Annotated in this window: 9 protein-coding genes; all 9 read left to right on the top strand. The window is 39.7% G+C overall.

The window, feature by feature from the left end:
• Window positions 1–229 precede the first annotated feature (229 nt).
• The 9 genes from rny (at window position 230) to mutL (ending at window position 13,140) form a co-directional block, all read left to right on the top strand.
• Window positions 230–1,795 carry a ribonuclease Y gene (gene rny / locus BM095_RS02845; protein WP_091657096.1) on the top strand — a complete coding sequence of 522 codons (1,566 nt, stop codon included), beginning with the start codon at window positions 230–232 and terminating at the stop codon, window positions 1,793–1,795.
• A gap of 221 nt (window positions 1,796–2,016) precedes the next feature.
• The gene (locus BM095_RS02840) at window positions 2,017–2,811 is read left to right on the top strand and encodes a TIGR00282 family metallophosphoesterase (protein ID WP_091657094.1); all 795 of its coding nucleotides are present in this window, start codon (window positions 2,017–2,019) and stop codon (window positions 2,809–2,811) included.
• A gap of 111 nt (window positions 2,812–2,922) precedes the next feature.
• Window positions 2,923–3,183, top strand: a complete 261-nt coding sequence (locus BM095_RS02835; RefSeq protein WP_026701128.1) for a stage V sporulation protein S — start codon at window positions 2,923–2,925, stop codon at window positions 3,181–3,183.
• A 504-nt stretch (window positions 3,184–3,687) separates the two neighbouring features.
• A complete protein-coding gene (locus tag BM095_RS02825) occupies window positions 3,688–5,373 on the top strand; it encodes an ABC-ATPase domain-containing protein (RefSeq protein ID WP_218151603.1) in 1,686 nt (561 codons plus the stop codon).
• Window positions 5,374–5,538: 165 nt separating this feature from the next.
• Window positions 5,539–7,161, top strand: a complete 1,623-nt coding sequence (gene miaB / locus BM095_RS02820) for a tRNA (N6-isopentenyl adenosine(37)-C2)-methylthiotransferase MiaB (RefSeq protein WP_091657086.1) — start codon at window positions 5,539–5,541, stop codon at window positions 7,159–7,161.
• A complete protein-coding gene (locus BM095_RS02815; RefSeq protein ID WP_091657083.1) occupies window positions 7,161–7,592 on the top strand; it encodes a RicAFT regulatory complex protein RicA family protein in 432 nt (143 codons plus the stop codon). The genes miaB and BM095_RS02815 overlap by 1 nt, the downstream gene beginning before the upstream one ends.
• 339 nt (window positions 7,593–7,931) lie before the next feature.
• Window positions 7,932–8,501, top strand: coding sequence for an outer spore coat protein CotE (cotE, locus tag BM095_RS02810; RefSeq protein ID WP_091657080.1), 570 nt, complete (start codon window positions 7,932–7,934; stop codon window positions 8,499–8,501).
• Between the two features lie 109 nt (window positions 8,502–8,610).
• Entirely contained in the window at window positions 8,611–11,217 is a 2,607-nt protein-coding gene (gene mutS, locus BM095_RS02805; RefSeq protein WP_245757782.1) for a DNA mismatch repair protein MutS, read from the top strand.
• Window positions 11,218–11,235: 18 nt separating this feature from the next.
• Window positions 11,236–13,140 (top strand): DNA mismatch repair endonuclease MutL, encoded by a 1,905-nt coding sequence (mutL, locus tag BM095_RS02800; protein WP_091657077.1) that lies wholly within the window; start codon window positions 11,236–11,238, stop codon window positions 13,138–13,140.
• Window positions 13,141–13,563 lie beyond the last annotated feature (423 nt).

The raw sequence follows: 13,563 nt of genomic DNA, 5'->3' as shown, positions 1-13,563 counted from the left end.
AACACTATGCACTCTTAAGATGTAGAAGGGCTCAGGTGTTCCTGTAGTCTTGACATGAATATTGGAGACGGATACAATTAAGAGGCATGATGCTTTTAAGCATGATGAAACCATTCACTGTATTAGCTGAAGAAAGTGAAGCTTCCATGAAACGTAATTAATCCCTGAACGCTGAGTTAATAAATGGCGGCAGGGTGCACAATCAGATAGCAAGAGGAGGTGAAAAGAAATGGATAATATCTTTCTCATCTCCATTTTGCTTATTGTCGTTGCAGCTGCATGTTTTTTAATTGGTTATTTTGTTCGTAAATCGTTAGCGGAAGCAAAGATAGCAAGCGCTGAACATGCTGCAAAGCAAATTGTAGAGGACGCGGAGCGCGAAGCGGAAGCGAATAAAAAAGTAGTGGTGCTAGAAGCTAAAGATCAAGCACACCAAATTCGCGCTGAAGCCGAAGAAGATTTGCGAGAGAGAAAAAACGAAGTACAAAAACAAGAGAACCGGTTAATGCAAAAAGAAGAGATTCTTGACCGGAAAAGCGAAATGTTAGACAAAAAGGAAGAATCGTTGGACAAGAGAGAAGAATCTCTCACTGAAACACAACGGCAGGTTGAAGATAAGAACAGCAAAGTGGAGGAGATCTTAGCAAAACAACAAGCTGAATTAGAAAGAATATCCGGAATGTCTCGTGATGAAGCGCGGACGATGATACGTTCCGAGGTTGAACAAGAGTTAAAGCATGATATGGCTGTTATGGTAAAAGAGCAGACAGAACGAGCGAAAGAAGAAGCGGATAAAAAGGCGCGCAATATCCTGTCTTTAGCTATCCAACGTTGTGCTGCTGACCATATTGCAGAGACGACTGTATCGGTTGTCAACCTACCGAACGATGAAATGAAAGGTCGTATTATTGGTCGGGAAGGTCGTAATATACGGGCATTAGAGACGTTAACAGGAATTGACCTTATTATCGATGATACCCCGGAAGCAGTAATTCTATCCGGGTTCGACCCAATCAGAAGAGAAATTGCCCGTACAGCATTAGAACGTCTCGTGCAAGATGGCCGAATTCATCCTGCTCGAATAGAGGAGACCGTCGAAAAAGCGCGTCGTGAAGTAGATGAATTGATTCGTGAATACGGGGAAGAAGCTACTTTTGAAATGGGTATTCATGGATTGCATCCTGATTTGATCAAAATTCTTGGCCGTTTAAAGTATCGTACAAGTTATGGTCAAAATGTTCTTAAGCACTCCATTGAAGTAGCTCATCTCACCGCATTAATGGCAGCTGAATTGGGCGAAGATGAACAGCTAGCAAAACGTGCTGGACTGCTTCACGATATCGGGAAAGCAATTGACCATGAGGTAGAAGGCAGTCACGTTGAAATAGGTGTTGAGCTAGGTCAGAAGTACAAAGAGCATCCAGTGGTTATTAATAGTATTGCTTCTCATCATGGCGATACGGAAGCCACTTCTGTGATTGCTACATTGGTTGCTGCGGCCGACGCTTTATCAGCTGCAAGACCAGGAGCGAGACGTGAAACTTTAGAAACGTATATTCGGCGTTTAGAGCGTTTAGAGGAAATTGCGGAATCGTTTGATGGGGTTGAAAAAACATACGCTATTCAAGCGGGCCGTGAAGTACGAATTATCGTTAAACCTGACATGGTAGATGATGCGTTAGCTCACCAATTAGCACGAGACATTACGAAACAAATTGAGAATGAACTGGATTATCCAGGTCATATTAGAATTACAGTGATTCGAGAAACACGTGCAGTTGAATACGCAAAATAAAGCGGCGATGATGCCGCTTTTTTGCATTTTTAGGAGCATTCCTTGTAGTGAGAGTAGAGGCTTTCTTGTCATACAATGAAGAGGATTTGTACAGTACTTAAATACTCGTCTGACGAGTAAATCGAAGTCTGTCGTAAACAAAAAACATTTTGGATTTGCCAATTTTTCTTGAATTTGATATAACGAAAGTTAAATAACGTTTAAGCACAAAGGAGAAATTCATGAGACTATTATTCATCGGTGATGTGGTAGGTTCTCCAGGCCGTGAAATGATTAGAGAGTACCTTCCAAAGTTAAAAAGAAAACATAAACCAACAGTAACCGTTGTAAATGGAGAAAATGCAGCAGGAGGGAAAGGAATCACTGAAAAAATTTATAAAGGATTTTTAGAACAAGGAGCCCAAGCGGTAACCCTTGGAAATCATACATGGGATAACAGAGAAATATTTGAGTTTATAGATGACGCCTCTTGGCTGGTGCGACCTGCGAATTATCCGAAAGAAACACCAGGAAATGAATATATTATTGTAAAGGTGAACCAAATAGAAGTAGGGATTATTAATTTAATGGGTCGCACATTTATGACTCCGAATGACTGCCCATTCAAAAAAGCAGAAGAACTCATTTATAAAATTAAAAAACGTACCCCTGTCATTTTTGTAGATTTTCATGCGGAAGCGACTAGTGAGAAGCAAGCAATGGGTTGGTTTTTGGACGGCAAAGTTACTGCCGTGGCCGGAACCCATACGCACGTTCAAACTGCGGATAATCGCATACTCCCTCAGGGAACAGCATATATTAGCGATGCAGGTATGACAGGTTCTATGGATGGGATTTTAGGCATGAAACGAGACAACATCATTACAAAATTTTTAACAAATCTTCCAGCCAGGTTTGAAGTAGATAAAGGTCGGGAACAATTAAATGGGATACTTATAGATATCCAGCCGGAAACCGGGAAAGCGAACAAAATAGAGCGCATACAAATAAGTGCTGATCATCCTTTTTATGAATAAGTGACCAAGGTTAGAAAATTTAGACATTGCCATAACGAAAGCAGGAATAAACACAGTATATCGTGAATATATTTACCGAGGGGCATTATCCCACATAAGGAGGTACTAAAAATGGAAGTATTAAAAGTATCAGCCAAATCCACACCCAACTCTGTTGCAGGCGCTTTGGCGGGAGTCATTCGTGAACGTGGTGCTGCAGAAATTCAAGCAATAGGAGCAGGTGCCCTTAATCAGTCTATTAAAGCAATAGCCATCGCACGAGGATTTGTAGCTCCAAGCGGCATTGATCTTATCTGTATTCCTGCTTTCACTGACATTCAAATTGACGGAGAAGAAAGGACAGCAATAAAGTTGATCATAGAGCCCCGGTAAAATAGTAATAAGAAAAGCGTAAGCGCCCTGCTCAGACGCGACAGCTTCTGGGGAGGGACAGCAAAGTAAGGTACTTTTCCTTTCATTATGTGCACCGAGTTGGAAGATCGGCTAAGTTGGAGAGGTACTTCTACTAAGGCCGCACACGTCATGTGTGCAACGTAGATGCCACCGCCTCCTGCGGTAGTCCGTCCTGAGACGACGCCGACCTGGCTTGCACAGGAAGTGCTGACTTTTGCGTTAGCTAGTACACGACGTACTGACTTCTGCGTTGCAAACAGGACGTTTGCGTTTTTAGCAGAAGATCCACTGTTGACGTTTGTGATTTTAGCAAAAGATCATTCAACTGTGGGCCTCCCGAGCGTCTGGGCGCTGGAGCTAGACATCACTTTATGAATGCTTTCTTATCTTTTAAAGAATTAAAGAAAGAAAAACCTGGCCCTTGTATAACATAGCCAGGTTTTTCTCTTTTTAAATGATGAAAAAAGAAAGGAGTTAATTTCCATGCATGAACTTCTTCGCAGACTTTCTAAAATAGACAGAAAAGGTTATAAAGCATATAACGATATTAAAGGGACTTTTCAATATAACGAATTTACTTTACATATTGACCATATTCAGGCTGATCCATACGCAAGCCCATCTCGAATCAGAATAAAGATAAATAGAGAATTACTGAAATTGGATGAGAGGTGCGACAAAAGCAAGCATAGAAGAATAGCTACGACTGATTTTTTTGCAAGGCAAGTCTCGAAAGTGATCCATAAGGAGAAATGGGACAGGTTCCTCCACATTGACGGTCCCGGACAAGAAATAATGGAACGTTCTGCCGTGGCATTAGACAATGAGACGCTTGACATTCGATTATCGATCCACTTACCTGCTCGGGGAAGAACCATTTTAGGAACGAAAGCCCAAGAAATGTTTTCAAAGTATGTACCGCGCATGATAGAGGAAGCGGTGATACAACATAACACAAAAGCACTCGATCAACAGCTTAAGCTCGTAGACGATCAAATAGCAATTCGAGAATATCTTTATAAACATAATTTTATTACATTTATTGCTGATGGATCTATACTACCAAGAGAAAGCGGTATAAGTCGGCGTCCTCTCGCTGCTCACAAGTCTGTTCCCTTTCGTTCACCCTCTTCGTTACGAGTGGAAATTCATGTGCCCCATGCCGGCCGACTGACGGGGATGGCATTGAAAAAAGGGGTGAATATTATTGTTGGTGGAGGATATCACGGAAAAAGTACTTTATTAGAGGCTATCCAATATGGCGTATATAACCATTGTGCAGACGATGGACGAGAGTTTGTAATTACGGATAGCTCCGCTTGTAAAGTGAGAGCGGAAGATGGTCGAAGCGTCAAAGGAGTAAATATTTCATCTTTTATTTCAAACCTTCCAAACGGCAAACACACACACCACTTTTCGACAGAAAATGCAAGCGGGAGTACTTCTCAAGCGGCCAATATTATGGAGTATCTCGAAACAGGCACTTCTTGTTTACTCATTGATGAGGACACAAGCGCGACAAATTTTATGATTCGAGATGCTAGAATGCAAGCATTGGTTGCAAAAGAAAAAGAACCAATTACGCCATTTATTGATAAAGTTCAGTCATTATATAAGGAACATGATGTTTCCACGATTCTTGTCGTAGGAGGTGCAGGGGATTATTTTGACGTGGCTGATTGTGTGGTAATGATGGAAGAGTATGTGCCGTCAGATGTTACAGAAGAGGCAAAAGATATCGCTCGTACATATGAAACAGAACGAGTATCAGAGGCAGGAAACGATTTTGGAAGCTTGCCAAAGAGACACATAGATTGGAGAAGCTTTGATGCACGAAAAGGGAAACGTGAAAAAGCAAGTGCAAAAGGAAAAAATCATATACTTTATGGAAGAGATACGATTGACGTGAGCAGTATTGAACAATTGGTTAACAGTAGTCAAACGAGTGCTATCGCTAATATTATTCGTTATATAAGCCGTGAAATTCCAGATGATGTTCCCTTGTCAAAGACATTAAGCATTGTAGAAGAAATCATTAATGAAAAAGGGTTAGATGAGGTCTCACCCTTTCGAGGGAAACATCCCGGGGATATGGCTCTGCCTAGAAAATTTGAACTAGCAGCAGCGATCAACCGGTACAGAAAACTTAAGGTGAAAAACCATTCATAATGCGGTGCTCCTTCCTGATCTATTGTTTTCCGATGGCATAGACGGTATAATTTTTAGATGGGTCTTTCCTTATTGTAGCGATCCTATGTGACATTACTTAATGTATGTATTCAAGACAAGCTATAGAACGGATATATAAAATTGATTAGGAAAGGAGTTCTTGCTGTGAACGAAGAGCAAAGAAAGCAGTTAATGGGAGAAGGGTCTACCGAGGGTCCAGCATCTGCTAACGGAAAGCCAGCCTCTCATACAAAAGATTACAGCAAATATTTCGATTTTAGTAACGCTAAAATGGAAGAAGATGAAGAAGGACGCGAATATATGAAAATAGGTGGCCGCAGCATTTTAATTAAAGAGCAGCCTAACTATAAAAAAGGAAGACGTCGCCGCCGGGAAGATGTCCAAGTTCATTACGATTTCACAATTCCTGACCACATGAAAGGAATAGGAAAAGGAAAAAACTATTTAATCCGTACGTATGGTTGTCAAATGAATTATCATGATACCGAAAATATGGCGGGTATTCTTGAAGAAATGGGTTTTACCGAGACGGATCAGACAGAAGAAGCAGACGTAATATTTCTAAATACATGTGCTATCCGTGAAAACGCTGAAAACAAAGTGTTCGGTGAAATTGGCCATTTAAAGACATTGAAACGTGAAAAGCCAGAGTTGATTCTTGGCGTCTGCGGTTGTATGTCCCAAGAAGAATCTGTTGTGAATCGTATTATGCAGAAACACCAGCATATAGACCTAATATTTGGCACCCATAATATTCACCGTGTCCCTCATCTCTTATATGATGCTATTCAAGGAAAAGAAATGGTCATTGAAGTATGGTCAAAAGAGGGCGATGTTGTTGAAAATATGCCACGTAAACGGGTAGGGAAAACGCAAGCGTGGGTGAATATTATGTACGGTTGTGATAAATTCTGTACGTACTGTATCGTTCCCTATACGCGAGGAAAAGAACGAAGCCGTCACCCAGAGGATATTATTGAAGAAGTGCGGGATATAGCCAGACAAGGATACAAAGAAATTACGCTCCTCGGTCAAAATGTTAATGCATATGGGAAAGATTTAGAAGGAGATTATGGATTAGGTCATTTAATGGACGATCTCCATAAAATTGACATACCAAGGATCCGTTTTACTACGAGCCACCCGCGTGACTTTGACGATCACTTAATTCAAGTATTGGCGAAGGGCGGCAACTTAGTAGAGCACATTCACTTACCAGTCCAATCGGGGAACAGCGATATCTTAAAGATCATGGGACGAAAGTATTCAAGAGAAGAATACGTGAAGCTTGCACATAAAATTAAAGAAGCTATTCCACATGCATCTTTCACAACGGACTTAATTGTAGGCTTTCCGAATGAGACAGAAGAGCAATTTCAGGACACCTTATCGTTAGTGAAAGAAATGGATTACGACAGCGCGTTTACGTATATCTATTCACCGCGAGAGGGGACTCCGGCTGCACGCATGGAAGATAATGTACCGATGGAAGTGAAGAAAGACAGATTAGCACGTCTTAACGAGTTAGTCAACGAAATTTCAGCACGCCGAAATAAAGAATTAGAGGGACAAACGGTTGAGGTATTAGTAGAAGGAGAAAGTAAAAAAGATCCGGATGTCTTATCAGGTAGGACCCGTACAAATAAACTGGTTAATTTCCGGGGTCCGAAATCTTGCATCGGGGAAATTGTTTACACGAAAATCATTGAAGCGAAAACATGGACGCTCGATGGAGAAATGGTAGAAATGGCTGAGGTGAATAATTAATGGAAAACGCATCGTATACAAGGAAAGAAGTACTCAATAAAGCTCGCGAGCTTGGTAAGCTCATTTCCGAGACAGAGGAAGTGGACTTTTTCAAACGCGCAGAAGAACAAATTAATAAAAACTTACGTGTTCAAGAGTTAATTGGGAAGATAAAAAATAAACAAAAAGAAGCAGTTAATTTACAGCACTATGGAAAAACGGAAGCTTTGAAAAAAGTAGAACAGGAAATTGATGAACTAAATAATGAAATCGACCAGATTCCTCTTGTGCAAGAATTTAAACAGAGCCAAACGGAAGTCAATCATTTGCTTCAGCTTGTTTCTACCACTATTTCTAATACAGTCACTGATGAAATTATTGAGTCTAGCGGTGGAGATAAGCTTAGAGGAACTACAACAAAGAATCCATTTATTCCTATTCATAAACAATAATTGTTTACCTCCTGGTAAAAACCAGGGGGTAAATTTCTTGTTTATAGAGGTACAGTAAAGAATCTTCCACTTAATCTTAAAATTTCACGTACCGTACTAATATAATATATATACATAATTACTAAAATCATTAATAGATATAATGTAAAGTCCTTTTGTACAGAAAAGTTGTCTGTTAAGTACATTTATGAGTGAGTAAACATATACGTAAAAAAATTGAATACAATTGACAACATAGTCATTTATCACGCATATGCTTATACAGGAATCTCACTGGCTATAATCAAAGTCATCATTAATGTATGTTTGAATTTATATGTTTTAAAAGGAGGGTACTACATGGCGTCGGAGAGAAATAGACCCTACTACCGGGAGATTGTGACGAAAGCTGTTTGTGGTAAAGGAAAGAAACAATGCAAAGATACTCACGTGATTAAACCGCCGCAGAAGCCAACTAGTATACTCGGTTGCTGGATTATTAATCACACCTACGAAGCTGATCGAAAAGGAGATTCTGTTGAAGTCATTGGTAGTTATGATATCAACGTCTGGTATTCATATGACGACAATACGAAAACAGATGTGCTGTCTGACAACGTTACCTATACGGAAGTAGTACCACTTGCGATGAAACAGAAAGACTTAATTAGCGACGACGTTGAAGTGATTGCAAGGTCGGTTAAGCAGCCTAGTACGGTAGATGCCGTAATTACTGAAAAAGGAAGAGAAGTAAAGGTGGATGTGGAGAAAGAATTTGCTGCTGAGATTGTGGGCGAGACGAAAGTATGTATTCAAATTCATCCTGATGCAGAAGACGAAGATTATAAAGACATTGATTGGCAAAATCAAGTATCAGATCGTGAATTAAAGGAAATTGACACTGATTTTTTAGAGGGACACAAAAAATAAAAATATTTTGCCTGGCATATCATTGCCAGGTATTTTTCATTTTACTAGGAGACTTCTTGTGTATGATATAATATTTTTTATAAGTATAATTTGCGCTGGAGGAATAAATGTGGCACAGGAAACCCCGATGATGAAACAGTATAAGAAGATAAAATCAGAATATGAAGATGCATTTCTATTTTTCCGGCTTGGTGACTTTTATGAACTTTTTTATGATGATGCGGTCCAAGCGGCACGTGAATTAGAAATCACATTAACACGCAGAGGAAGTAAAGCAGAAGAGCATATACCGATGTGCGGGGTGCCTTATCACTCTGCAGAGCATTATATCACGACGCTGATTGAGAAAGGATATAAAATTGCAATATGTGAACAGGTAGAGGACCCGAAGACAGCAAAAGGCGTTGTAAAGAGAGAAGTGGTACAGCTTATTACTCCAGGGACCATTATGGAAGGAAACGCTATTCAGGAGAAAGAAAATAACTATATTGCCGGGTTTTATCCATTTGAAGATGGAACGGCTGGTTTTATAAAAGCGGATTTAACGACTGGTGAAACTCGAGCTGCTCTCTTAGGGATTGATCAAAAAACGTGGGAGCGAGAAATGTATCGGGCGGACATTAAAGAAGTGGTAGTTCCACCTCACGTTGATGAAGAGTGGTTAGGCGAAGGTAAGCTTGTATTTTCGCGGGAAGAGTCTACTGAATTACAGGATGAATTTCATCATTTATGTCACGGACTAGACAATGATAAACTTTTACAACTTGCTGGTCTCTTAACTAATTATTTCAAACGTACTCAAAAACGATCACTTTCCCATTTACAACCTATTGCTATTTATCACCCTAGTGATCATATGCAGCTTGATCATCATTCACGGCGTAATTTAGAACTAGTGGAATCGATGAGAGAGAAGAAGAAACATGGTTCTCTACTATGGTTGATGGACCAATCCGTAACGGCAATGGGAGGCAGAATGGCCCGAAAATGGATAGAAGAACCCTTATTAGATCGGACTTCTATTCAAAAGCGCCAATCGTTGGTGCAATCGCTTATGGAGAACTTCTTTGTAAGAGAGGAATTGAGAGATCGTCTGCAACATGTATACGATTTAGAGCGATTAGCTGGTAAGACAGCGTATGGAAACATCAACCCTCGTGAACTTGTCCAGCTCCGTCGCTCACTTGACGAACTGCCAACCGTTTATGAATTACTTAATCAACTTCATAATGAATATGTCGATGAGCTTCTTCGTTCCGTTGATGATTTCGATGAGCTTTTACAACTCTTACATGAAGCTCTTCAAGAGGACCCTCCTGCCTCAATGACTGAAGGAGACATTATTAAAAATGGATATCATCAACAATTAGATGAATATAGGGAAGCGAGCAAACACGGTAAAGAATGGATATCACGTTTGGAACAGAAAGAAAGAGAAGAAACAGGGATAAAATCACTAAAAGTTGGTTTTAACAAAGTATTTGGGTATTATATAGAAGTTACAAAACCAAACATACATATGCTGCCTGACGGAAGGTATGACAGAAAACAAACGTTGACAAACGCAGAACGGTTTATTACCCCTGAACTAAAGGAAAAAGAATCACTCATATTAGGGGCAGAAGAGAATAGCACAGCGCTTGAATATGAGTTATTTATACAGTTGAGAGAAAAAGTAAAAGAATACATCGCTTCCCTTCAACACGCTGCAAAAGTCATAAGTGAAATCGATGTGTTACAAGGTTTTGCTTTAATAAGTGAACGGTACCAATTTGTATGTCCAACGTTTTCATCTGACCGGTCTTTGATCGTAAAAGATGGCCGGCATCCAGTGGTAGAGCATATGATTGGTCAAGGTGAATATGTTTCTAATGACATTGTCATGAACAAGGATCGGGAAATGCTTCTCATTACAGGGCCAAACATGGCAGGAAAAAGCACATATATGCGACAAGCTGCATTGATTGCGATCATGGCCCAAACAGGCTGTTTTGTACCGGCTGCTCATGCAATTCTTCCTATTTTCGACCAGGTGTTTACACGGATTGGTGCTGCAGACGATTTAGCATCTGGTCAAAGTACATTTATGGTGGAAATGCTTGAAACTCGATTTGCTCTGCAGCAGGCAACACCAAACAGTCTTATTTTATTAGACGAAATTGGACGAGGAACTTCTACTTATGATGGTATGGCTTTAGCTCAAGCCATTGTTGAATTTATCCATGACAATATTGGCGCGAAGACGTTTTTCTCCACTCATTACCATGAGTTAACGGCGCTTGGCGATCAACTTTCGAAACTTAAAAATATCCACGTAAAAGCTATAGAAGAAGAAGGAGAAATAGTATTTTTACATAAAGTAGAAGAGGGGAAAGCAGACCGAAGTTACGGAATTTATGTGGCCAAGCTTGCAGAACTTCCTAATCAAGTATTACAACGTGCAGAGCAATTGCTTTCTGAATTAGAGGCAGATGGAGCAGGATACCGTGCCCCATCTACTCATTCGGCTGTAGTTGAATACTCCTCTATCCAGGATCAAAATGCGGAGCAACTACCGTTGTTTCAATGGGAATCAGAGCATACACGAGAAAAGAGTAAACAAAATAAACATTTGAATGCTATTGAAAAAGATATTCAAGATATGGATGTGCTACACTTGTCTCCCATAGAGGCACTTGAAAAACTATACGAATATCAAAAGAAATTACGAAAATAAGAACGACAGGAGGATTCTATGGCTGCTATCACAAAGTTATCCACGGAATTATCTAATAAGATTGCAGCAGGGGAAGTTGTCGAGCGTCCTGCATCTGTCGTAAAAGAATTAACAGAAAATGCTATTGATGCTAAAAGTACGCGTATATCTATCTATATAAAAGAAGGCGGTCTTTCGGAAATTAAGATCGTCGATAATGGTATTGGTATGGCACGGGAGGATGCAGAGTTAGCTTTTTCCCGGCACGCTACAAGCAAAATAAAAACAGAGCATGATTTATTTCGTATTTCTACATTAGGCTTCAGGGGTGAAGCGCTCCCTAGTATAGCTTCGGTAGCTAACGTCGAGTTAGAAACAGGTAATGGAAAAGACGCGGGAACGTTAATACGGTACCAAGGTGGAAAACGTATAGCATTTTCTTCTTCGAAAAGCAGGCAGGGTACGGAAATTACGGTTCGAGATTTATTTTTTAATACTCCTGCCCGACTGAAACATATGAAAACCATCCATACAGAATTAGGAAAAATAACAGATGTCGTAAACCGCTTAGCACTTGCTAACCCGTCTATAGCTTTTCAATTGTTCCATAATGAAAGGCAGCTTTTATTTACGAATGGGAACGGAAATATTCAGGCTGTAATTGCTGCCATATATGGGAGAAGAACAGCTCAACAATTTTTTCGTATCGAAAATTCTTCTGTTGATTATCAAATAGAAGGATTCATTGCGAATCCTGAAGTAACACGAGCATCAAGACAACATATTTCTTTTTTTATTAATGGGAGATATATTCGTCACTATCCTTTAACGAAATCGGTTGAACAAGCTTATCATACATTATTGCCAATTGGCCGGCATCCTATAGTAGTTATTCACATTAAAATGGATCCTGTATTGATTGATGTAAATGTACATCCTTCCAAGTTAGAAGTGCGTCTAAGTAAGGAAAAAGAATTATGTTCGGTGCTCGAAGAAGGGATAAAAAGCCAACTTTACAATCAAACGCTTATACCAAACGTCGAAGAAAAAAGAGGAAAACAATTAAATAGTGACCAGCTTTCTTTAACGTTTTCCGAACAAGCGCTTCCTAAAAGAGAAACACGAAAAGAATCACCACCTGAGGAGAAGGTACTCCAACCAAAAAAAGATCATTCGATGGATTTCAATCATGAAGAACAATATGATTTCTCCCCTGAAAAAAAAGGTTTTGAAAAAGATCAGGATATGCTAAGACAACAATCAGTGGAACCAAAAGGATATAAAATATCAAAACCAGAATGTGATGATACATTATTTGAGAAAATGGAAGTGAATACGGAGAATAAGAAAGAGACGGACACGCGTTTTCCAAATATAGAATTTATTGGTCAAATGCATGGCACTTATATATTGGCTCAAAATGAGGATGGTCTATATATTATTGATCAACATGCGGCACAGGAAAGAATTTTTTATGAATTTTACCGTGAGAAAATTGGGGACACTAAACCTGAATTGCAAGAGCTTCTCGTCCCTCTTACATTGGAGTTCTCTTCTGAGGAAGAAATGGTGATAAAGAGACACCAACAAGATTTAGAAGACGTAGGTGTCTATTTAGAACCGTTCGGACAGAGAACGTACCGTGTCCGCTCCCATCCGGTTTGGTTTCCAACTGGTGAAGAGGAGTATGTGATAAGAGAGCTTCTTGAGCAGTTAATGCAGGACAAAAAAATCAGCCTGCATAAATTGAGGGAAGAAGCTGCAATTCTTATGTCTTGTAAAGCAGCAATAAAAGCAAACCGTCACCTTCGTGATGATGAAATTCAAGCCCTTATAAAAAAACTGGGTACATGTGAAGTCCCTTTTACTTGTCCACATGGTCGTCCAATCGTCATTCATTTCTCTGGCTATGATATGGAAAAAATGTTTAAACGAATTATGTAGAAATGTAACATGATCGTCACAAGTCAGCATTATTTTTGGACGCGCCTCATGTTACTATATGGTTAAAAAGAGAATGAAGGAGAGAGAAACTATGACTCCAGTGGATCTTGTAGCAGTTCTTGGTCTTGCCGCATTTGTTGTTATCGTAAGCCTTGGCATGGCAATATATTTTTTGGCACAATCGCAATCTGATAACTAATCAGTAAATGGGCCTCCGAGTGACTAGGAGCCGGAGCTCACTCTATGCCTGTTATACTTTCCTATCTTTAAAAAGACACCTTACTAAGGTGTCTTTTTGCATATAACGAAATACCGGTGTTCGAATAGCTACATAGATCAATTCAATGGTCAACAAATAAACAGGAATTACGAAAGAATAAGGTTATGGATTGTTTTCAACTAACAGATAAACATTGGTATACT

The sequence above is a fragment of the Alteribacillus iranensis genome, assembly GCF_900113025.1.
Taxonomy (GTDB): Bacteria; Bacillota; Bacilli; order Bacillales; family Marinococcaceae; genus Alteribacillus_A; species Alteribacillus_A iranensis.
This window is presented reverse-complemented; position numbering and strand designations above follow the sequence as displayed.